A 21,891-nucleotide genomic window follows, 5' to 3' on the forward strand; every position below is an offset into this window, starting at 1 on the left:
TGTATTTTTCACCGTCGAAAGTATTTGCGTTTATGCTGGTCACAGGATCACAGGAACGACGGATTTCCCGTCAGGAAATAAAACCGCGCATTTTGCCGCCAGTTACGTTAAAAAATGCTGATTTCGCCACCAGTTACGTAAGTGAAAGTAGATCTTGCCGCCAGTTACGTGCGCTCACGGGGAATATGCCATCACTTACGTAACCTTGCAAAGATCCTGCCGCCGCTTACGTCAGCCAATACCCGCGGAGAAACAAAATATGCAGCACCCTCTTAGTTGGGTCAAGTTTAGCCGGGTCCAAGCGGTGTTTTACGCGGCAGTTAAACATACCTGCACAAAACACCGCTTTCCACCCGAACAAACACCAGCTTCATCACGCCAACACATACAAAATTGTGAAGCGCCCGGAAGCTGATACTTGCGGCATAACAAAATGAAAAACGCCCTTTTAGCTGCGGGCTGCAATAAATTCAAGCAGCGTACGCAGCATCACTCCGGTTCCGCCCTTTGGGGTATACCCATAAGCAGCGCCGCGGTTGAACGAGGGACCGGCAATGTCAATATGCCCCCATGGCGTATCTCCCACAAATTCCTTCAGGAATATCCCGGCAACCAGCATTCCGCCATAACGGGATCCGGAATTTTTCAGTGTCGCAATATCCGATTTGAGACTTTCGCGAAGCTGCGCTGGAAGCGGCATTGCCCATGCTTCCTCATCTGCAGAATTAGCTGCAGCCACGATTTCGTCACGAATTGTGTCGGTACCCATCACTCCTGTAATCCGTTCGCCGAGCGCAACCATCTGTGCGCCGGTGAGTGTTGCAATATCGATAACCGCATCTGGTTTTTCTTCGGCTGCCATAATCAAACCATCAGCCATCACGAGACGGCCTTCAGCGTCAGTGTTATTGATCTCTACGGATTTACCATTTCGGTAAACAATTACATCGTCTGGGCGGGAAGCAGCAGCAGAAACCATATTTTCAGCTATGCACAGCCAACCGACAATCTTTACTGGTGTATTGAGTTTCGCTGCAGCAATGACAGTTTCGAGTACGGTTGCCGCTCCGCACATGTCGGTTTTCATCTCGGTAATGTGAGCTGCCGGCTTAAGCGAGTATCCGCCAGTGTCGAATGTAATCCCCTTGCCGATGAGAGCGACGAATGACTTCGCATTTTCTGGCGCCCACTCCAAGCGTACCAAACGCGGCGGTACAGCCGAGCCTTTCCCAACTGCAGCGAGACCAGCGAGTTTTTCTTTTTCCAGATCTTCGCCTTCGTAAATCTTTACACTCACGCCAGCTGCTTTCGCTGCTTCGGAAGCAAAATCTGCAAATGTCTGCGGGGTGAGGTCGTTTGCCGGAGTATTGGTTAAATCACGTACATGATTCATTGCTGTTGTGATGATTTTTGCTTGCGCAAGCAGAGATTCCGAATCCACGTCAAGGTCGGTGATGATGTTAATCTGTGTGATTGCCTGATCGGCATTCTGTAAATACTTGTTGAAAGTGTACGCGCCAAGGAGTGCGCCTTCAGTGATTGCGGAAAGTTCTGCCGCACTCTCGTGCGGAAATTCGATGGTGAGAGATTCCTTTCCTGCGGCGGCGCGAGCTGCAGCTCCTGCGCCTTGACGCAGTTCGTCGCGCTTTAATTCGCCAAGGCCTACTGCGTAAACGATGGAACCATCTACAGCGAGTTTCGTGATTTCCCCGGGATTCGTACCGGCTTCCAATGTGTCGATTCCGTTTGCTACAGCTGTTGTGAAATCACAAACACCCTTAATAGTAGCGCGGTCGTTTCCGTCTTTTTGTAGACGCCTACTGCAAGAATCTGTGTTTGTGCATAAATTTCGTGATCAGCGGACTTTGCAAATGTAATCTTTGGCATGAGAGGGTTTCACCTTTCTGTTGAAAATTCAGTGTTTAAGTACAATAAATCTGTGCTGGCTGGAGGTTCACACTTTGGTTTAGCGATTTTACTGACTCCAGGTTTAGTTTGCTGCAGTTTCCCGATCGGCTTTCTTTGCTCCATGCGGAAATTCTCCGCGCTTGACCATTGGTTTTGGCAGCCGCCACCGCCGCGGGTAGAAGCAGCGGGCAATCATTTGAAATGCGTATCCGCGCGGCACTTGCGATATGCCGAAAATTTCACGTGCGAGTTTCTTTGTGCGGTTTCCGAGATAGACTGCATGCGCACCCATTACAATAAATATTGCGTAAAGGAAAATAGTCAGATATATGGCAGCTTTCGGGAAATAGCTTTGGACAACTACAAGCGGCAAAATCATAAAAGCAAGCGGCATAAACCAACCTGAAATCGGGCCGGACGCATCGATATAGTCGCGTCCCCAACGGCGTACTTTTCCTTTGTGCTGATAAGGCAGATTGTTTTCATCGCCAGTGCGCAAAGCTTCTTGCTGCTTCCGGTAAATCTCATCAGCACGGCGGCGCTCTTCAATTCGGCGTTCTTTCTTTTCCGCTTTCGTCAGATTTGCTTTATTTGCAATTAGCGGACGTTTATTTTTTGCTTCGACGATTTTCCGTTTCGGGGTAGCACTGCCTTTTGGCGGATTGTAACCCTTGGGTAGTTTTTCTGGCTGCGAAGCTTCGTTGCTTGTGCTATCAGTATTGTCATGCCTGGAATTTTTCTTACCGAACACGAATTAACCATTCTCTTTGTTGAACAAAATATAACGAACGTGGTTAAGTCTAGCGTATTTGGCGGGAGAGCGAATTTTTGATTACGATCCGGCAGAACCGGACGGCAGTGAAGATGACTAAACATCTGATTCGGCGAATATGACTAAACGTCTAATTAAACGTAAAAACTTTTAATATGCTGCGGCTTTTGGAAATCGCGCTAGGATAGAGACATGAGTATTGATAATGTTGCCGGCCGGGTGGCCGAAGTTTATTCAAAAACGTTAAAAGAACTGACTGAGCTAGTTGCGATTCCCTCGATTTCCGCAAGTTCTTTCGATCAGTCAGCCTTGGTTGATTCTGCAAATTGGATTGCGGAAAAAACTAGAAAACTTGGGCTGGAAACTGAAGTAATTCAGCTCACTACTGCTGATGGTAAAGTTGGGCGTCCGGCGATTCTCGCAGCGCGCAATGCTGATCCCGGTAAACCAACAGTTTTGCTTTATGCGCATCATGATGTGCAGCCGGTTGGCGAGCTCTCGCTTTGGGATCAAGCTGATCCGTTCAAAGCAGAGGAGCGAGATGGGCGGCTCTTTGGGCGGGGTGCTGCTGATGATAAAGCCGGTGTGATGCTGCATTTGGCGGCAATTGAAGCTGCACAGCCCGGTGTGGGAATCGTACTTTTTATCGAAGGTGAAGAGGAAGTTGGTTCGCCGACTTTTGTTGATTTTCTGGAAGCTTATCGGGAGCGGTTGGCTGCTGACGTAATTATTGTTGCCGATTCGAATAATTGGAAAGTCGGTATTCCGTCGCTTACTACCTCGCTGCGTGGTGTGGTGCAGGTGAGCGCCACTGTTTCTGTACTTGATCATGCCCTCCATTCGGGAGCATATTCCGGGCCGATACTTGATGCGCCGACGATTGCCTGCCGGTTAGTCAGCACTTTGCATGATGAAAATGGTGAAGTTACTGTCGGCGGTTTATTGGCATACGACAATGCGCAGGTAGACTACCCAGAAGCAGATTTGCGGCGGGATATGGGAATGCTGGATGGGGTGCAGCTCACCGGCACTGGTTCGCTGACTTCGCGGCTATGGACTAAGCCGACGGTGACACTGATTGCGATGGATATGACGCCTACTGCGAAAGCTTCAAATACTTTGCTTCCGAGCTGTAAGTTTGTGCTTTCCCTGCGTGTAGCTCCGGGGCAGGATTCGCGTGAAGCCGGTGCGGCATTAGTGAAGCATCTGGAAGAAAATGTACCTTTTGGCGCACATCTTGATGTGCAAATTAACGAGTGCGGGCCTGGTTTTGAAGCCGGTGCGCAAACGGAAGTAACTAAGCTTGCAAAGTGGGCTTTGCGTGAAGCATGGGGTACGGATTCTGTCGATATTGGCGTTGGCGGTTCGATTCCGTTCATTTCTGAACTTGCAAAAGTTTTTCCGGCAGCTGAGATTCTTGTCACTGGTGTGGAAGATCCGGATACTCGAGCACATTCGGCAAATGAATCGCTCGAATTAAGTGACTGGAAAAATGCAATTGTTGCAGAGGCATTGCTTTTAAGCAGGCTTGGAGAATAGTTTCCGTATTTATTCGCTGTGCTGGTGCGGTTGTTCTTTGAACTTACTTACCTGCGAACCAGTATTTGATGAAAAACAACAGTAAGGGTTAAGCGTTTGCGTATTACCGCGATATGCAATCCGCTCTCGTGCCTGCAGTCTGCTGAAGTTGCAGAGATTTTTGCGCAGCAGTGGCTGCAGGCACGGAGTGTGCAAGTGCAGACGAACGAAAATAAAGCTGCAGGTGATTCTGGCAAGTTAGCTGTTAACGCAGAGCATACTGCGGCAGATGCAGTTAAGACTTTCCTTTTTTCGCAAGGCCGTTTTAGTGACGGCGGCGGTACTGGTCTGCGCGCGGCGCTTGCGCATAATTGCTCAGATGCAGATGATGACTATTTACTAATTGATTTGGCGGAGCTGAGCGCGTGGAATGGCGGAGCACAGGCTCCTGTCGGCAGTTCGGCTGCTGTTGGGATGCTGCTTCGCCGTGCTCTGCACGCGAATAAGCGGCAGATTCATATCCATTTACCGCGTTTTTCGCAATACTCTGATCTCGGGCTTGGCTTGCTTTTGGCTTTTAATAATTTGCAGACTGCTGATTTGGGCGGATCTGACTTGTATTTTTGGAACAAAGTGAATTAGCTTCTGAAGCAGGACTTGCAGAATGTGTGAACAATCTGCGTACTGCATTGAGTGAGACCGCACTGACTCTCACTTATAGTGATGAACAGCAATTACTTGGGTTTTCCGGTATGGCAAAATCATGGACAAATTATGGGGTATCTCATGAAGCAGCGCAGGAAGCTGAAACTTTGTTTAGTAAGGTGAGTGCGCGCATTGAGCGGGCTGTTTTCCCGCGGATGCTTTTCACTTCTGCAAAGCAGCAGCCTTTTCCGGCGTCGGCGGCGGTCTTGGTTTCCTCTTTCACTTGTTGGGATACGATCTTTTGGAGGTTAGTCAATTTCTGTTTTCAAACACTGCTTTGGGCAGAGAAATTCGCCGGTCAGTTGCGAAATCAGATTTAGTGTTTTACATTTGTGCGAAACTTGGCGCACAAGTTCCCGGCGGTTTGATTAAACTTAGTGAAGTTGCTGCCGAGTTCGCTGTTCCGCTGGTATTAATTTCCGAGGAAAGTGAGCTGCGCCGCGGTGATTTGCCGCGGTTTGGTCTTGCCGGCAGCTATGATTTGTTTCCTGCCGATACTTCCCGCGGTACTTTTCATACATTTAATTTTGCTGCGGATAATAATGATTCTGTTAAGCGAAATGATTTTTCGTTTAAATATGCGCATACACTGCGGGAAACAGTAAACCGATGTGTAAATACGTGGGGCTGGTAGAGATTTAATTTCGCTGGAGGTAGAAGCAGTGCGGTTTATCTTGGTTGTTTAATATTAATCCATGTAGAGTAGCACTACTTGAATCTTTAGCTATGAAAGGTTATAAATGAGCGAATCTGTTGAGAATGCTGCTCATGGTGTGGATCTCACCGATGTGGCAGCGCAGAAAGTGAAATCGCTTCTTGAACAGGAAGGCCGTGATGATTTGCGCCTTCGAGTGGCGGTACAGCCGGGCGGATGTTCCGGTTTGATGTATCAGCTTTACTTTGATGAGCGTTTGCTTGAAGGGGACGCTACTCGTGAATTCGACGGGGTAGAAGTAGTGGTAGATAAGATGTCTATCCCGTATCTTGATGGTGCAACTATCGACTTTGCAGATTCAATCGAGCGTCAAGGCTTTACCATTGATAATCCAAATGCTAAAGGCACCTGCGCTTGTGGAGAGTCTTTCCACTGAGTTTCAGCAAGCTGCCAAACTGAGAAGAAAATTCGGCTGGCGTTTTGAATATCTTCTCGTTTGGCAGCTTTGCTGCAACTTTCGGCTGCTATCTGAAGGAAAACAATTTTGAATATGCGAAGAATTGCTTCTGCTTTAATTGCTGTTTCGATGCTTGTCGGGTTATCTGCGTGCAGCTCGGATGAAGAGCAGAAAAAACTACACAGTCTGAAGAAAAAGATCAGAAAGCTCCTTGGAAAGATACCAAGCTAACTACTCAGACAAAGAATGGGGTGGTATCGCTCGTCTTTCCGGATACTTTACCGCCAAAGGACCTAGTCGTACAGGTACTCGCGGAAGGGACCGGGAGGAAAGTAACGGAGCAGGATTTTGTGATTGCAAACTATACTGGTCAGGTCTGGGGGAATGAGAAGCATTTTGATTCCTCATTTGAGCGCGGCGCGCCTTCTGGATTTTCGTTGCAGCGGGTGATTCCGGGATGGACGAAAGGTCTTTCCGGGCAGAAAGTCGGATCGAAGGTTGTGGTCATAGTTCCGCCCGAGATGGGATATGGAAAGTCTGGCGGTAATGCCAATGCCGGCATTGGTCCCGATGATGTGATTGCATTTTATGTTGAAATTGCTGACGCATATAGTCTTGATCAAGCGAATGATCCAGCAGCAAAAGTTGAGGCAGATTTAGCAGCACTGCCGGTGGAGATTACTGGAAGTAATGGTAAACCGGTGCAGATTAAGGTAAAAGCAGGGCAGGAGCCGCCAAAAGAACAGCAAATTACGGTGATTGCCCGCGGTAATGGCGAGCTGATTCAAGAAAAAGATTCGGATATTTATATACAGTATGCGATGAAATTCTGGGATAATTCTTCAGGCGAAACCACATACGGTACATCTGGTCCGGAGGCTGTTCCTATGGGAGCGGGGACAATGTTTGATTCGCTTCAGGGTTTGCCTGTCGGGTCGCGGGTGCTAATTACTATTCCGAAGATCGGATCTCCTGGTTCAGAGAAACCAGGTGCAGTAGTCGTTGATATTATCGGGCAGCTTCCGCATCAAAAGCCTGGAAATGCTGAAGATAAATAGCTAAAGCTTAGTAAGCAGCTGCCGGATTACGGAAAATAGTGCAGCCGCGGCTTAGCTTATTGTAAGTGAGGGGTCAACCAATCTTGGTTGACCCCTCACTGCCGTATCTGCTGGAAATTCAACGAGATATCTGATGAATAACTAAATCTGGCCGAATTACTTCAAGACAAGCTTATTTGTATTTGCTTTTGCGTTTTCAAGACGTTCGTTTACGTCCTGCCAGTTTACGATATTCCAGATTGCCTTAACATAATCAGCTTTCACATTCAGGTAATCGAGATAGAAAGCGTGTTCCCACATGTCAAGCATAAACAGCGGGACGGTCGCTACCGGCACACCCTGCTGCTGATCATAAAGCTGGAATGTGCGCAGACCGTGCGAAATCGTATCGTATGCAAGTACCGCCCAGCCTGATCCTTGAATACCGGCAGCAGCGGCAGTGAATTGCTTTTGGAAATCTGCAAATGAACCGAATGCGGCATCGATTGCGGCTGCGATTTCACCTTCTGGCTCGCCGCCGCCATCCGGGGAGAGGTTTTTCCAGAAAATTGAGTGATTTGTATGCCCGCCGAGGTTAAATGCGAGATCTTTTTCGAACTGATTAATTTTTGAAAAATCTCCAGCTTCACGTGCCGCTGCGAGATTCTCAAGAGCAGTGTTCGCACCGGTTACATACGCTTGATGATGCTTATCATGATGCAGTTCCATGATTTTACCGGAAATATGCGGCTCGAGAGCTGCGAAGTCGTATTCGAGTTCAGGCAGAGTATAGATAGTCATTTCGGTTTTCTCCTTCGTGTTGTGAATTTCGCGATGGATAAGCTCACTGTGCATTTATTGCTTCCTCTTACAAGCGAACCATGCCGTCGCGATAGGTCTAAATGCCTAATCTGACTATCCCATTTTATAGTGCGGATTGTTCATTCCGGCAGAATTTTTTCGCAAAGTGCGCCAAAAGCAGAAAATATCCGCAAATTGATGAAAATTTTATTATTTATATCTGCTTCCGATTCCGAGAATCTGTTTTTTCTAGGTAGAATGAATCATATATTCGGCTTGTTTGTCTTTATAATGTTTACGAAACCGGATAACGGATAAGATATTCAGCCAACCGATTCCTGGAGGAAATAATGGCGCAAGATTTTGCTCCCAACAGCAAAAATGAAGAATTTTTGCATATTCTGGTCTATTCAGACAACCGTCTTATTCGTGAGGATGTGATGCGTGCTGTGGGGAAACAGGCTGCCGCGAATCTTCCGGAAATTCGTTTCACTGAAGCCGCTACTTGGGAAGGCGCTGAACTGAAAGTTCAAGAGCAGAAGTTTGATTTGCTGATTCTTGATGCGGAAACACCGAAGCTCGGCGGGATTGGTCTTGGCATGAAGATTCGCGACGAAATCGATCCGAATGTACCATATATTGTGTTGATTGCCCGTCCGCAAGACGACTGGTTGGCACGAGTTGCGAAACCAAAAGCAATTCTCTCTTACCCGATTGACGCCCGTGCGCTGAGCAGCGCCGTCGCAAAGGTGCTTGCTGCGAAGCAACAGTAAATGCTGCGCAGTTTCTGCAAAGTGATTCAGGTGTTTTCGCTGCAGGATCAGCTTTGCAATGTTTGTTTTCGGAAAAGAAATTTAATTTAAGCGAACTAACTCAAAGTTTGTTAATACAAAAATCAGAGAAAGGGAAACGGATGACTATCCGTCGTGTAGCTCTCCTCACCGCAGGCGGTTTCGCACCATGCCTCTCCACTGCAGTAGGCGATTTGATTAAGCTCTACACTGAGAAAGATCCAAATATTGAAATTATTGGTTACCAGTATGGATACCATGGTCTGCTTACTGGGAATTACGTAGTTTTCGATGCGGAAGCACGGAAGAATGCTGAGGTACTGACTCGCTTTGGCGGTTCCCCGATCGGTAACTCCCGCGTAAAGCTGACGAACTCACAGAATCTTGTTGACCGCGGTTTAATCAAGGAAGGCGAGAACGCGCTGGAAGTTGCTGCAGAAAATCTTCGTCGCGACGGTGTTGACGTCCTCCATACTATCGGCGGTGATGATACCAACACTACTGCTGCTGATTTGGCTGCATATCTGCATGAAAATAATTATGAGCTGACAGTCGTTGGGCTTCCAAAGACCATCGATAATGATATCGTGCCAATCCGCCAGTCGCTTGGTGCTTGGACAGCAGCAGAGCAGGCGGCGGAATTTGCCCAGAATGTAATTGGAGAACACCGTTCTAATCCGCGGATGCTGATTATTCATGAAGTCATGGGCCGTAACTGCGGTTATCTTACTGCGCAGGCTGCACACGATTACCGTGCATGGCTTGCGCAGCAAGAATGGGTGCCTTCGGCTGGTTTGACCAAAGAGCGTTGGGATATTCACGGTCTTTACATTCCGGAAATAACTTTCGATCTCGATGTAGAAGCATCGCGTTTGCGCAAGATTATGGATGAGCAGGGGAATGTAAATATTTTCCTTTCAGAGGGTGCCGGAGTAAAAGAGATTATCGAAGAACTGCTTGAAGAAGGGATTGAAGTTGAACGCGATCCTTTCGGGCATGTCAAACTGGATACGATTAATCCGGGGCAGTGGTTTGCAAAACAGTTTGCAAAGGCGATTGGTGCAGAAAAAGTAATGGTTCAGAAGTCCGGTTACTTCTCCCGCTCTGCAGCTTCAAATGAACGTGACCTGGAACTTATCGGCAAAATGTCTGAAATGGCTGTGGAATGTGCATTGCGCGGCGAATCCGGAGTAATCGGGAACGATGAAGAAGATAACGACGTGATGAAAGCGATTGACTTCAAGCGGATTGCTGGAGCGAAACCTTTCGATATCAGTCAAGAATGGTTCAAAGCAACAATGGCAGCAATCGGTCAGGATTGGGAACCGCAGAACTAAGCGTTTATTTGAATGTGTTATCTTATTTTGTGAAATATTATTTGATTGCACATGAAAACGTTTATTGCTGCAACAGAATATAAAGAAAACTATTTGGACTTCGACGCGGTTTTGATATTTGCAAACTGCGCGAAAGTTCCGGGGATGTGCTCGCAGAATAGATTAATTCCAATTCTGCGAGCACAGCTATCGAGAATCCGAGCATCATACCGCAAATGTTTGAAACACTTCCAAAAGAATTTACGTCGTGGCGTGAGCTGCCTGCCGCTCATCAGCCGCAGTATCCGGATGCCGAAAAAGTCGCGTTGGTAACGAAAGAATTACGCAGTTATCCTCCGCTTGTATTTGCCGGCGAGGCGGATAAACTTACCAGTTTGATTGCGAAAGCCAGTGCCGGTGACGCATTTGTACTGCAAGGCGGGGATTGTGCTGAGACTTTTGCAGATTCAACAGCAGAACGGATTCGGGCAAAAATCCGCACGATTTTGCAAATGGCTGTGGTGCTCACTTACAGTGCTTCTGTGCCGGTGGTAAAACTTGGGCGGATGGCTGGTCAATATGCCAAACCGCGGTCAAAGCCGTTTGAGGAACGTGATGGTGTCAGTTTTCCGTCTTATTTTGGCGATGCGGTGAATGGATTTGAATTTACCGCCGAATCTCGTATTCCGAATCCGCAGCGCTTAATTGATGCATATCATCGATCAGCTACTACGCTGAATCTGATTCGGGCTTTTACCGGCGGCGGATTTGCTGATTTAACGAAAGTGCATGAATGGAATAAGGGATTTTCTGCGAACCCTGCATACAAAAAATACACTCAGTTGGCGCATGAAATTGATCAGGCAATGCGTTTTATGCATGCGGCCGGAGCAGATACCGAGTCTTTGCGCACAGTTGAGTTATATTCTTCGCATGAAGCTCTGCTGCTTGAATATGAAGACGCCATGACACGGATCGACTCACGTACCGGGAAACTTTATAACACTGGTGCGCATTATCTTTGGATTGGTGAGCGTACACGGCAGGTTGCGGGTGCACATGTTGAAATGCTTTCAAAAATTGAGAATCCGATTGGGGTGAAACTCGGTCCGAATGTTTCGCATGATGAAGTGCGTGCGTTGATTGATAAGCTAAATCCGGAGGGTATTGCCGGCAGATTAACATTTATTACCCGAATGGGAGCTAAGCAGATTACGGAAAAACTTCCGGCATTAATTGCATCTGTGAAAGAAGACGGCCGGCCAGTTACCTGGGTTTGTGATCCGATGCATGGGAATACGATTAGCGCTTCAAACGGATATAAGACGCGGCGGATGAGTGATGTGCTTGCTGAAATAAAGGGTTTTTTTGACGTCCACAGCGCTCTGGGAACGCATGCGGGCGGAGTGCATATTGAATTAACTGGTGATGATGTAACCGAAGTTCTTGGCGGAGTGGAAGAAATTGTTGAAGACACACTTGGCAATCGGTATGAAACTCTGGTTGATCCGCGGCTCAACCATCAGCAGGCGCTTGAAATCGCATTTTTAATGTCGGACATATTGCGTTATCGGTAAGTTTTCCCGGTACCGATTATTGCTTATTGCTTATTGCTTATTGCGGAAAATGAGTGTTTTCTGATTTCAGCTTTTAAATGCAGCGGTGTTTTCGTATTCGTTTTCCGAAATTACGAAAACACCGCTGTTATTTGCTGCAGCTGATTCGTTAATAATCTTCAGTATTTCAACGGTTTTCCATTTACGGATTTTCCGGGAAAGAATTTTCGTTTCAAAACTGCCAAGCGGAGCTTTTAGACTACGCTGAGTTTGATTACGCTTCCCGGGTGAACCATTTCACCTGATCCGGGAGATTGCAGGCGAACCGTGCCGAAGAAACCGCCAAGAATTCGTTCAATTTGTACTTTAAAACCGGCTTGTTCTAACGTTTTTTCGCAGATCCTTCTTGCTGGCCAACTACATTTGGCACTGCCACAAGCTCTGGACCTTTCGATACTGTAATCTTGATAACATCATTACGGTAACGAGTTTCACCTTCTGGTGTATCCTGTTTCAGTACTGTTCCTTTTTCGATTTCATCAGAAAATTCTTCAGTGACCTCAGATTTTAACCCGAGGTTAGTGAGTGCCGATTTTGCATCTTCGATTTTCAATCCGGAAACATTTGGAACTGTGATTGGTTGTCTCCCTTTTGAGACAATAATTTTCACATTTGAATCGTGCGGGATTAATTCCGCTGCTGCAGGCGCTTGGCTGATTACTGCGCCTTCTGGGACTTCTTCTGACCAGTCTTCGCTTGTTTCCACATGGAAAGTCGCAGCTTGCAGCATCGAAATTGCTTCTGCCATGCTCTTTCCGATAACATCCGGCACGGTTTTCTGTTCGACGCCGTCGGAAATAATCAAATCCACTGGATTCGACGGATGAATCTTTGTTCCCGCTCCCGGTTCAGTACCGATGGCAAGGTCCTTTGCAATATGGTCGGAAAAAGCGTGTTTGAGCTGAAATTTCAACCCGGCTTGCTTTAACTTGGATTCAGCATCTTTTTGGGAAAGTGATTGTATTGCCGGTACGGTTACACGCAAACCGGGACCAGCGGTGAAATACCAGTATCCTCCGGCTGTAAATAAACCCAGTAAGAGTAAAATTACGGGAATTAAAATTGCGAGACGGCTTTTGCGCTTGTGCTGCCGGTGCGGCTGCTTCGGTACACTGCTGGTTGTGCTGAGATCTGCGGTTCCAGCAGTGGAAGACGTGCCGAGACTATTAGTATTTTCTTCCGGACGCAAATCTAACTGGTCTGTTGGGAGTATTTGGAAATCAGAAATATTATTTTGTTCCGCGAAAATATCCGGTTCTGAATCGTGATCCGGCAGAGCTGCAGCAGTCTCGGCTGTGTCAGCAGTGCCGGATTTATTGCTGTCTGCTGTAATTCGCTGCGTGCCGAAAAGTGTGCTGGTACGTTTTGCCGGGAATACTGGAATTCTGCGGATCATTAATTCTTCCGCAATGGCAGCAGTGATATCTTCCAGTACATTGAGTGCCGCCCGCGCATCCTGCGGGCGTTGCTGGACGTCTTTTGCCGTGAATAATGCAATAAGCGAGTCGATTGCCGGCGGCATCCAAATCACATCATCGCTTAAACGCGGGACGGGTTCATTTACATGCGCATAGGCAATCGCAAGCGGAGATTCTCCTGAATAGGGAGTTTTCCTGCAAGTAATTCGTAAATCATAATCCCGACGGAGTAGATATCGGCAGCTGGGGTAACTTTTGCGCGCGAAACTATTTCCGGAGCAATATAGGCGACGGTTCCAAGCACAGACGATGTTTGCATTCCGGTTGAGTCTGATGCAGCCCGCGCCAGCCCGAAGTCTGCCACTTTCGCATTTATGCTCCGTCGATATGACAGGTCGGAATTAGTAAGCTGCGCGGAAAGGAGAATATTCTCTGGTTTTACGTCGCGATGTACGAATCCTTTTTCGTGAGCAGTGGCGAGTGCAGTTAGTGTTTGCCGTGCAATTTCGAGTGTAGTTCCAAGTGAGAAAGAACCATTTTCACTTAAAGCACGGCGCAGATTTGGCCCGGTAACCAGTTCCATTACGAGATAGGCGCGGTCTCCGTCAGGCGTTTGCGCAATACCTTGATCGTGGACGCTGACGATGTGGGCGTTCGAAAGGGCAGCAGCAGAGCGGGCTTCTTGGATGAAACGTTTCGTAAAATCTTCTTGTTCAGCCAAATGCGGATGAATGATTTTCATCGCCACTTCACGCCCAAGGCGCTGATCGGTTGCCTGATAGACACTTGCCATTCCGCCGCGCGCTAATCGTGCGTTTATTAGATAGCGGCGGTCGATAGTTTTGCCAATTAGGGAATCGAGAGTACTCACTTGTTAAGCCTATCGAAAAAGATGCGAGCCGAATTGACGGCCCGCATCGTGTGTTTGTTTTTTAATCGCGCTGTTTCGAAAATATCCGGGATGAGAATCGGTTAGATATTGGGGTTGAAATCAGAAGCGAGCCATTGCTGCCTTTACAACATTAACATATCGAACCGTGTCAGTTTTCATTCCATATTTTCGTACTCCGCCAAGCCCCTGGTAATATCCGGCAATACCTTGTTCCAGCGAATCTGCATTTGCCTGCAGCCAACGAATAATTGCAACGCCGGCAGTGATATTATCGCGGGGATTAAGTAAATCGAGTTTTCGGCCAACAAGCTGGCTTGCCCATTTGCCGGAGCTGGGGATGACTTGCATGGCGCCGATTGCGTTTGCGGGAGAGACGGCGGTGGCATCAAATCCGGATTCAGTATATGCGTGTGCGAGTGCAAGACGCGGGTTTACTCCCATCTGATTCGCAGTCTCAATAATCATTTGCTGAACCTCCGCTTTCGAAGGAATAGCGCCCATTGCGTTTAATGCGTATTTATTATTGTTTGCTGCAGCAACAGTTTCCTCAGCGTAAGTGTATCCGGGATAGTTATTTGTAACCAGCTGTTTGCGGGCAGCGGTGGATGCAGATGCGCCTGCAGCGGATTTTGCAGGTGCATTGCCGATTTGGAGTTTTTGACCGACGTATATTAACGACGGGTTGGCAATATTGTTTGTTTTTGCGATTGCTGAAACGGTGGTGCCGTATTGACGGGCGATTGCACCGAGAGTGTCGCCTGCTTTTACAGTATATGTATCGCTCGGATGCAAAGCCGGGGAGGTGTTTGCGGTATTCCCGGTATTTGCGGGGGCAGCTGGTTTTGCTGCGGTTGGCAGGGAATTTGCCGTATTTGTAATTTTGAGTTTTTGGCCTGCGTAGATGAGCGACGGATTTGAGATTGCGTTTGCGTGTGCCAGAGCGGAAACTGTGGTCTTGTATTTTGCGGCGATTGCGCTTAGCGTGTCACCGGGTTTTACGGTGTAGGTTGCGCCAGCGGTTGCCGGTGAAGATTTGGCAGCGGGTGCCGCAGCGGTTTGCGGGAGGTTTTTGCTGGGAATTACGAGACGCTGACCTGCGTAGATGTAATTACGTGCGTCGATATTATTTGCAGCTTCAATTGCTGCAACTGTAGTTTTGAAACGTTTTGCGATTGCCCAGAGACTGTCGCCTTGTTTTACCTGGTAGTTCGTTTTTAGTACTGCCGTCGTTTTTATTGTCTGCGGTAGTGAAATATTATTTTTCACCGCAAGGTTGCCGTGAATCGTTGGGGTGAAAGTGGCTGCCTGCGCTGCGCTGGGTGATAGCAAACCAATTACGGTAGCCGTCGCAATTGCAGCACTTGTGCCCTTTGCTATTTGTTCTGCCAAGATCGCCTCCGTGAGAGTTGAGAATTTTGTGAATCATGTGATTTTTGCGGTAAATAATTGTAGATGAGTAATGTGATTCAAATGTTACAAATGAGATAATAGTGCACTCATCGGCGTGTCGTAAAGCTGTCGCGTAAATTTGGGTTTACTGTTCGAATGATGGATGAGAATAAAAACCGTGAAACTGTTCATTTTAATCAGGCGGAAAGCGGCGAGTGGCTTTCTATTCCGGAGGTTGCGGGTCTGCTGGGAGTGCGGCAGCGTGATGTGCGCGCAATGCTTGCGAAAAACGAATTAGTTGCAGTTCGGCGCGGTGCTAATAATTCACTGCTGATTCATCGGCTGCAGCTAACGGAAAATGACGGGATATTTTCGGTGCTTACCGCACTTAAAGGAACATATATTTCACTCTCGGATGCGGGTTTTAGCGACGAAGAAAAAATAGCTTGGATTCTTGAATTTAACGCAGAGCTTGATGCTGCTCCGATTGCGGCACTGCATTCCGGGCGGGTTCACAGCGTACGGCGTGCAATTATGACGGCATAACAGCACAATTGAAACTTTCCTGTACGCTGCACCGAAACGAACGCACTGAAATCTGCTTTCTGCAGAATTAGCTTTTACACAAGATGAAATCGCAATCTGACCGCAGCAAGATTGTTTCAGTGTTCGTCTGATTTATGTGTTGTTCGTCTGATTTATGTGTTTTCACGTAATTCAACTAGGATTTGCGTGAACTAAGCTGCTGCACTAACGCATTAAGAATCGATGAGCTTTGTTTCATTTTGCCGATTTCTTCTTTTGCGGCATTCTCGCGGGATTGAATCATTTCTTCATGGATTTCATAAGCTCCGCACTGTTTGATGATATTTTGCAGTTCAGATATCTGTGCGCCTGTCAATGGTTTGCCGAGTGCAGAATCAAGCAGCTCCCGATTACTTGCTGATGTAAGTTTGCGGGTCAAACCGATAAGTACAGTGCGTTTTCCTTCAATCAAATCTCCGCCGCTTGGCTTTCCAGTGGCAGATTCATCCCCGAATACTCCAAGCTGATCGTCGCGAAGTTGAAATGCCTCACCCAAGGCAATACCGATTTTTGAGAGTTCGTGTATTTGTGTGTCGGTTGCTCCGGCGAGTGCTGCGCCGATTTTCAACGGACATTCGACGGAATAACGCGCAGATTTGTGGTAAATCACATTAAAAGACTGTGCTATTTCTTCATCGTAATTCGCGGTAAACGGCATAAATTCCCGTCGGTTATCAAGGTATTGGCCAAAAGCCACCTCTGCTGTCATGCCATGAAAAATTAATCGTGCTTTTGTTAATGCTGCTTCACTTATATGCTCAGACTTTTCAAAGGTATGGCAAGCGAGTGAGAGCAGGAAGTCTCCGAGTAAAATTGCTGAATTCAATCCGAATTTAGCGGATTTACCTTTAAGCTTTGCGGATTCATGAATTTGGCGAAAAGCAATATGAGCAGCTGGAAGGCCGCGCCGTGAAAGTGCAGTATCGATGATGTCGTCGTGTATTAATGCTGATCCCTGGTAAAGCTCCAGCGCAGCACCGGCGGTGATTGGAAGCAGCGAATTTCGAAAATCATCATCTGGAGAAAATGCGGTAAACAATTGCCATCCGGATCCGGCAAATGCGGCGCGAGTGCGTTTGCCATAGGAAAGAAGCGCTTTTGCCGGAGCAGAAAATTCTTCGTAAAAGTCAGACGAGCGCATTGAAGCTAACCAGTCAGGCGAATCGATTGCCTGAAAAATTCGTTCATTAACTTGCATCCGATAGTGTTCAAGCAAAGAGGTCATGTACTTAGCTTAAATGAAAATAAAGTTTTTTACTGTGATTGCAGATTTCGTGCGGGAAAGCTTTGATTGTCCACATTGTCAAAAAATGTTTTATTTGTGCACAGCAAACAATGATGCGCTAATACTGACTTGCTTACTGAGCAAAACTTTCTGATATGAAACAGAAACAGATTCTTCACAATGCGCATGAACTTGTGGCGATAGTGCCGCAAGTGCTTGGATTTCGTCCGAAAAACCGGCTTGTTATTTCCGTTGTGACATGCGGTGAAAATAAAAACTCATCTGCCGATTCAAAAATTTCGTTTTTGATTGGCGATGGCGAATCCGCAAAATTCACTTGTCCGCGGTGTAAACAGCAGCAAATTCATTTTATTGGTCCGATTCTCTCGATTAACCTCAAGATGTATTACGGAAAGAAACTTTTCTCACGGGTAGCTAAAGTTCTCACCGGAGTGCCGATATCGCTAGTAAGTATTGATTGGTACGGCGAACAAATTTCCGAAGATACAAACAATATTGAGCTGCTTAAACAAATACAGCAAATTCAGCGCATAGTTACAAGTTCTTCGCAGCCCCGGAAGAAACCAGAAAAATCTGCTCTCGATAAGCTGCGAATTCCGATTGACGCACAATACGATAATCCCGTAGTTGTTTCACATCTTACTGATTATCAGCAGTGGATTGAAACAAAATATCTTCTTTCTTCCGCATTTTTCAGCGGCTCAGCTGCTGCCGGATTAAATAATCCGCAGGATTCTTGCCGCAGGCAGAGAACGGAAACTGCGAAAGCGCAGATTTGCGGTAACGGAATATCAGCTGCGGAGAATCTTGAGTATGTGCACAGCTACGCGGCATTAGAAGCTGAAAGTTTTGCGCAGAATTTTATCGAATCCGGTGCTCCGGCGCTGGCGGCAGCAAACTCTTTGGTGCAGCCGCGGATAACGAACAAAAACTGCTCAACTCATTATCGGCGGAAATAATCCAGTTCCAGATAAAAGGAGGTGCTGGGTTAGCACAATGGGGAGATTACTTGGAGTCAAAAGAACTGCTTATTCTTCCGGAAGATGAGTCTGGTATCAATACGATTGCTGCGCTGCTTGGGAGCTGTGATGATTTACGCTTGCGGGACGCACTTTTGCTCTATGCAATCAGCGCGAATGTGAAAAAATTACTGAGATTGATATTGCGCGAGCTGAAATACACCTCCAGGAAGCCAGCCGAAATGAACCGCCGATTGCGCGGATTGAAAGAATGATTGGAAAAATTGCTTCCCTTGCGAAATATTCAGGAGTGCAGCAAGGAACACTGTATGCAGTAATTGCTTATTTGTTTTGGTGGATTGGAAAGCCTGCAGCCGCATTGGAAAATGCGCGATATGCACTTGCTGCGGATCCAAGTTATTCACTCGCAAAACTGATCGTAAAAGCAGTTGAAGCACAAGTGCCCCGCCTTGGCGGAACTAAATCTGAATATCGGCTAAGCTGCTGCGCAGATATGCGCGGCAAACATTATCTGCGGACATCGAAACAGGTTTGGAAACTGCAATTCCGGAACAAAACGGAATAAAAAAGAGCGCAAAAACGTTTGAGGTGTCGAGTCTTATATGTTTTTATTTTCGAAATATCAAGATTAAGCCGATATACTTAGAGTTCGGATAATCTCGAGTTTTCTAGAATGAATACTGATTCGGTGTAGTTCTTTGCATTCAAAGTTCGTATTCATTCTCATTCGCCAATATGAAAGGGCACACGTGGCTGTTTCCAAAAAGACCGCAGAAGCTAAGAGTACTTCAAATGCTGTGATTGAACGTCCAAAAACTGTCGCTCCAAAGGCAGACTGGATTTCCTATCGTGTAAGTACTGGCCAGCTAAGTGTAGAAGTAGCAACGTTACTGACAAAAAAGAGCTGATTGACTTTAATGCTAGTGATTCTGATTCCGCTGCGGGAAAAAGAAATCTGAGAATAGCGGTGTAAATGCCGAAACTGCAGCTGCTGCAGCGAAAAAGAACACGAAAGTACAGCCTGCAAAGCGGAAATCGCATGAAGATAAAACGCCTGAAACAGATTCGCGAAAGCTGAAAACACCTGGCAGTGCTAATAGTACGGATGCTGCTATTGACATCGACGAAATAGCCGAAGATGAAGAACTCGACGTTATCCAGACTCCGAATGAACCAGATCATCTTGAGGACGAGGAAATTGATCTCGATGATGTGGAAAATACTGACGATGATGAAGACGACCACGACCTTGCAGATGATTTAGAAATTGAATCAGGCGAGGAGCCGGAAGAGACCGAAGACGAGAAGCACGATAAAGCACAGACCAGAAAGTCTGGCGGTTTCGTGATGAAAGATTCGGACGATACAGACGAACCGCAGCAGCGCGTAATGGTTGCTGGCGCAACAGCCGATCCCGTGAAAGATTATCTGAAGCAAATCGGTAAAGTTGCATTGCTTAACGCAGAGCAGGAAGTTGAACTTGCGAAACGAATCGAAGCTGGTCTTTTTGCCCGTCATCTTCTTGAAAATACCGAGATTAGCGACACGAGATACCGTCGGGAGCTGATTGCGATTTCGCGCGACGGTCACGCTGCGAAAAATCACTTGCTTGAAGCGAATCTCCGGCTGGTCGTCTCTTTAGCGAAACGCTACACTGGCCGCGGAATGCTTTTCCTGGATTTGATTCAAGAAGGAAATCTCGGTCTTGTGCGTGCAGTTGAAAAATTTGACTATGCCAAAGGATATAAGTTTTCTACCTATGCAACCTGGTGGATTCGGCAGGCAATTACACGTGCGATGGCAGACCAGGCCCGGACGATCCGAATTCCGGTGCATATGGTCGAAGTGATTAATAAACTTGCACGTGTCCAACGGCAAATGCTGCAAGATCTTGGACGGGAACCCACCGTCGAAGAACTCTCGCTTGAGCTTGATATGACTGAAGAAAAAGTTATTGAAGTGCAAAAGTACGGACGTGAGCCGATTTCTTTACACACTCCGCTCGGCGAAGATGGCGACTCAGAATTTGGAGACTTGATTGAAGACTCCGAAGCAGTGGTACCCGCTGATGCGGTTGGTTTCACGCTGCTTCAGGAGCAGCTGCATCAAGTTCTCGATACCCTTTCAGAGCGTGAAGCCGGCGTAATTTCAATGCGTTTCGGTCTCACCGATGGCCAGCCAAAGACGCTTGACGAAATCGGCAAAGTTTATGGCGTTACCCGTGAGCGCATTCGGCAGATTGAATCAAAAACGATGTCGAAGCTCCGGCATCCTTCCCGCTCGCAGGTTCTTCGCGATTATCTCGATTAATCTTTGATAATTTACCGCGAAATTTTGTTTTTTGTTTTCACAAGTTGCTGGCAGGCAGCCGGCAGGAGGAAAATGGTGTTCTTGCTGCCGGCTGATTGCATTGCCGGATTGCTTGAAAACGAGTGAAAAGCGATACTGATTCTTTAGCAAATTCTTTAGCAAATCCGGAAAATCGATTTTCCAGAACTTTTCGAATCTATCCGATTTTTCTCCGCTCCGGTAATATCCCGGTAATCGTTAAAAAATAATTTCGGTGTGCAGGCCTGAATGATATGCTCACTGGGAAGCACTTTCTTCCCGGTGCGGTCAAACGCAATATTCGTGAACCGCTGCCCGATTAATTCCGACGAAACATAAGTTTGGAGTAACGCAGCGGCGGCTTGTGCGTCAGCTAACGCCCGATGCTTTGGCTGATACTTAATTCCGAGCCGAACTACGAGATTTTTCAGTGAATGTGAACCAGGCGGACAATAAATACGGGATTGGTTCATGGTACAAATAGATTGAGATAACTTTAGCCGCAAATCATTCCCGCTGCGTGCAAACTCCGCATTGAGAAAACTAATATCGAAAGCTGCATTATGCGCGACGATAATTCGTTTTTTCAGAATTTGCGCAAGTTTTAGCTGAATATCTTCGAAAAAAGGGGCGTCTGCAATATCCTCGTTACGGATTCCGTGAACGAAAACTGCGCCGGTATCACGCCGCGGATTGACAAGTGCGGAAAATTTTCCTTCAACCTGCAGATGCTTATTGAACAGAATTACCCCGATTTCAACGATGCGGTCATGGCGCGGGTTCAGCCCAGTGGTTTCAACATCAACCACAGCAAGCGGGTTGCTGAAGTCTATGGCAGGTAAATTACGGTTCTCCGAAATTGCACTATTTAACGGAACATATTCTGCTGCAAAAAATCTTGATCTTCCGGTTTCCGCAAAACTGCACGCATAAATTCACTCACAGACTAAAGCATACACATATCGTTCACAGACTAAAGCACCCACATGCGCACCCGCATTTTGCTGTGCGCTTTCGTCATTTGCGAAAGGAGTGAACATCACCGGATATTTTATTCCAGTTATGGTTATATCTAAGTATGAACGAAACGAAAGATTCTCAAATCAAAAATATCCAAACTTCTGCAAAGAATTTACCGGCATCAGCTTCAGAACCAGTACTCGGAAAACAAGACCGCTGCGATGCCTGCGGGGCGCAAGCGTACGTGAAAGTACAGCTGGAATTCGGTGTATTGCTCTTTTGCGCACACCATGCAAAGCAGCACGCAGAAAAAATCGCTGATCTTGCAGTCGATATAGTTGATGAAACTTATCGAATTCAAGCATAAACCGCAGTATCGGCAATAACTGGAAAGTATAAATCACGTCACCGGACGATACTTCCGGATTCCGAACTCAATCATCCTGTATACCCGGAAAATCAATATTTCCATTTCCGTTTCAGATTCGGGCTGGTTAGCGTCCAGCGTGAATTAGCT

At 46.9% G+C, this 21,891-nt stretch carries 25 protein-coding genes and 1 pseudogene; 16 read left to right on the forward strand and 10 right to left on the reverse strand.

The annotated features are described in order from the left end of the window. Positions 1-448 precede the first annotated feature (448 nt). The 3 genes from RQN30_RS00275 to RQN30_RS00285 form a co-directional block, all read right to left on the reverse strand. Complete coding sequence (locus RQN30_RS00275) at positions 449-1,732, reverse strand: leucyl aminopeptidase (RefSeq protein ID WP_353060769.1); 1,284 nt, start codon at positions 1,730-1,732, stop codon at positions 449-451. Positions 1,733-1,749: 17 nt separating this feature from the next. Further along, positions 1,750-1,887, reverse strand: a complete 138-nt coding sequence (locus RQN30_RS00280) for a hypothetical protein (protein WP_353060770.1) — start codon at positions 1,885-1,887, stop codon at positions 1,750-1,752. Between the two features lie 103 nt (positions 1,888-1,990). Further along, complete coding sequence (locus tag RQN30_RS00285) at positions 1,991-2,659, reverse strand: DUF3043 domain-containing protein (RefSeq protein WP_353060771.1); 669 nt, start codon at positions 2,657-2,659, stop codon at positions 1,991-1,993. 213 nt (positions 2,660-2,872) lie between these two features. On the opposite strand from RQN30_RS00285, the gene RQN30_RS00290 reads away from it, so the two are divergent. The 6 genes from RQN30_RS00290 to RQN30_RS00315 all read left to right on the forward strand — a co-directional run bounded on the left by RQN30_RS00290 (position 2,873) and on the right by RQN30_RS00315 (position 7,073). Beyond that, positions 2,873-4,219, forward strand: a complete 1,347-nt coding sequence (locus tag RQN30_RS00290; protein WP_353060772.1) for a dipeptidase — start codon at positions 2,873-2,875, stop codon at positions 4,217-4,219. A 96-nt stretch (positions 4,220-4,315) separates the two neighbouring features. Then, positions 4,316-4,840, forward strand: a complete 525-nt coding sequence (locus RQN30_RS00295) for a hypothetical protein (RefSeq protein ID WP_353060773.1) — start codon at positions 4,316-4,318, stop codon at positions 4,838-4,840. Positions 4,841-4,866: 26 nt separating this feature from the next. Next, on the forward strand, positions 4,867-5,223 hold the full coding sequence (locus RQN30_RS00300; protein WP_353060774.1) for a hypothetical protein: 357 nt from the start codon (positions 4,867-4,869) through the stop codon (positions 5,221-5,223). Further along, complete coding sequence (locus tag RQN30_RS00305; RefSeq protein WP_353060775.1) at positions 5,223-5,537, forward strand: hypothetical protein; 315 nt, start codon at positions 5,223-5,225, stop codon at positions 5,535-5,537. The genes RQN30_RS00300 and RQN30_RS00305 overlap by 1 nt, the downstream gene beginning before the upstream one ends. Positions 5,538-5,643: 106 nt before the next feature. Then, positions 5,644-5,994 (forward strand): iron-sulfur cluster insertion protein ErpA, encoded by a 351-nt coding sequence (gene erpA / locus RQN30_RS00310; RefSeq protein ID WP_353060776.1) that lies wholly within the window; start codon positions 5,644-5,646, stop codon positions 5,992-5,994. A 272-nt stretch (positions 5,995-6,266) separates the two neighbouring features. After that, on the forward strand, positions 6,267-7,073 hold the full coding sequence (locus RQN30_RS00315) for an FKBP-type peptidyl-prolyl cis-trans isomerase (protein ID WP_353060777.1): 807 nt from the start codon (positions 6,267-6,269) through the stop codon (positions 7,071-7,073). A gap of 156 nt (positions 7,074-7,229) precedes the next feature. On the opposite strand, the gene RQN30_RS00320 is transcribed toward RQN30_RS00315, so the two are convergent. Next, positions 7,230-7,853, reverse strand: a complete 624-nt coding sequence (locus RQN30_RS00320) for a superoxide dismutase (RefSeq protein WP_353060778.1) — start codon at positions 7,851-7,853, stop codon at positions 7,230-7,232. A 350-nt stretch (positions 7,854-8,203) separates the two neighbouring features. On the opposite strand from RQN30_RS00320, the gene RQN30_RS00325 reads away from it, so the two are divergent. The 3 genes from RQN30_RS00325 to RQN30_RS00335 all read left to right on the forward strand — a co-directional run bounded on the left by RQN30_RS00325 (position 8,204) and on the right by RQN30_RS00335 (position 11,537). After that, entirely contained in the window at positions 8,204-8,626 is a 423-nt protein-coding gene (locus RQN30_RS00325) for a hypothetical protein (protein WP_353060779.1), read from the forward strand. Between the two features lie 140 nt (positions 8,627-8,766). Next, the gene (locus tag RQN30_RS00330) at positions 8,767-9,981 is read left to right on the forward strand and encodes a pyrophosphate--fructose-6-phosphate 1-phosphotransferase (protein WP_353060780.1); all 1,215 of its coding nucleotides are present in this window, start codon (positions 8,767-8,769) and stop codon (positions 9,979-9,981) included. Positions 9,982-10,196: 215 nt separating this feature from the next. Next, a complete protein-coding gene (locus tag RQN30_RS00335; protein ID WP_353060781.1) occupies positions 10,197-11,537 on the forward strand; it encodes a class II 3-deoxy-7-phosphoheptulonate synthase in 1,341 nt (446 codons plus the stop codon). 233 nt (positions 11,538-11,770) lie between these two features. On the opposite strand, the gene RQN30_RS12415 is transcribed toward RQN30_RS00335, so the two are convergent. The 4 genes from RQN30_RS12415 to RQN30_RS00350 form a co-directional block, all read right to left on the reverse strand. After that, entirely contained in the window at positions 11,771-11,971 is a 201-nt protein-coding gene (locus RQN30_RS12415) for a PASTA domain-containing protein (protein WP_491608709.1), read from the reverse strand. Continuing rightward, on the reverse strand, positions 11,899-13,098 hold the full coding sequence (locus tag RQN30_RS00340) for a PASTA domain-containing protein (RefSeq protein ID WP_353061719.1): 1,200 nt from the start codon (positions 13,096-13,098) through the stop codon (positions 11,899-11,901). The genes RQN30_RS12415 and RQN30_RS00340 overlap by 73 nt, the downstream gene beginning before the upstream one ends. A 38-nt stretch (positions 13,099-13,136) precedes the next feature. After that, complete coding sequence (locus RQN30_RS00345; RefSeq protein ID WP_353060782.1) at positions 13,137-13,865, reverse strand: protein kinase domain-containing protein; 729 nt, start codon at positions 13,863-13,865, stop codon at positions 13,137-13,139. Positions 13,866-13,985: 120 nt separating this feature from the next. Continuing rightward, on the reverse strand, positions 13,986-15,275 hold the full coding sequence (locus RQN30_RS00350) for a LysM peptidoglycan-binding domain-containing protein (RefSeq protein WP_353060783.1): 1,290 nt from the start codon (positions 15,273-15,275) through the stop codon (positions 13,986-13,988). A gap of 156 nt (positions 15,276-15,431) precedes the next feature. On the opposite strand from RQN30_RS00350, the gene RQN30_RS00355 reads away from it, so the two are divergent. Further along, complete coding sequence (locus tag RQN30_RS00355) at positions 15,432-15,821, forward strand: Rv2175c family DNA-binding protein (RefSeq protein ID WP_353060784.1); 390 nt, start codon at positions 15,432-15,434, stop codon at positions 15,819-15,821. A 175-nt stretch (positions 15,822-15,996) separates the two neighbouring features. Here RQN30_RS00355 and RQN30_RS00360 read toward each other — a convergent pair whose 3' ends face one another. Next, a complete protein-coding gene (locus RQN30_RS00360) occupies positions 15,997-17,085 on the reverse strand; it encodes a polyprenyl synthetase family protein (protein ID WP_353060785.1) in 1,089 nt (362 codons plus the stop codon). A gap of 155 nt (positions 17,086-17,240) precedes the next feature. Here RQN30_RS00360 and RQN30_RS00365 point away from each other — a divergent pair, with 155 nt between their 5' ends. The 5 genes and pseudogenes from RQN30_RS00365 to RQN30_RS00385 form a co-directional block, all read left to right on the forward strand. Next, positions 17,241-18,065, forward strand: a complete 825-nt coding sequence (locus RQN30_RS00365) for a hypothetical protein (RefSeq protein WP_353060786.1) — start codon at positions 17,241-17,243, stop codon at positions 18,063-18,065. Between the two features lie 50 nt (positions 18,066-18,115). Next, on the forward strand, positions 18,116-18,340 hold the full coding sequence (locus RQN30_RS00370) for a hypothetical protein (RefSeq protein WP_353060787.1): 225 nt from the start codon (positions 18,116-18,118) through the stop codon (positions 18,338-18,340). Next, positions 18,337-18,651 (forward strand): hypothetical protein, encoded by a 315-nt coding sequence (locus RQN30_RS00375; RefSeq protein WP_353060788.1) that lies wholly within the window; start codon positions 18,337-18,339, stop codon positions 18,649-18,651. Before RQN30_RS00370 ends, RQN30_RS00375 begins: the two co-directional genes overlap by 4 nt. 184 nt (positions 18,652-18,835) lie before the next feature. Continuing rightward, positions 18,836-18,994, forward strand: a complete 159-nt coding sequence (locus RQN30_RS00380) for a hypothetical protein (protein WP_353060789.1) — start codon at positions 18,836-18,838, stop codon at positions 18,992-18,994. A gap of 64 nt (positions 18,995-19,058) precedes the next feature. Next, positions 19,059-20,396: pseudogene (locus RQN30_RS00385) on the forward strand (RNA polymerase sigma factor); the annotation flags it as partial. 155 nt (positions 20,397-20,551) lie between these two features. Here the strand turns inward: RQN30_RS00385 and RQN30_RS00390 are convergent. Continuing rightward, on the reverse strand, positions 20,552-21,223 hold the full coding sequence (locus RQN30_RS00390; protein ID WP_353060790.1) for an exonuclease domain-containing protein: 672 nt from the start codon (positions 21,221-21,223) through the stop codon (positions 20,552-20,554). A 269-nt stretch (positions 21,224-21,492) separates the two neighbouring features. Between RQN30_RS00390 and RQN30_RS00395 the strand changes: the two genes are divergently transcribed. Then, a complete protein-coding gene (locus tag RQN30_RS00395) occupies positions 21,493-21,741 on the forward strand; it encodes a DUF7455 domain-containing protein (RefSeq protein WP_353060791.1) in 249 nt (82 codons plus the stop codon). The last annotated feature ends 150 nt before the right edge of the window (positions 21,742-21,891 follow it).

The organism is Arcanobacterium hippocoleae (genome assembly GCF_040360365.1).
GTDB lineage: Bacteria > Actinomycetota > Actinomycetes > Actinomycetales > Actinomycetaceae > Arcanobacterium_A > Arcanobacterium_A hippocoleae_A.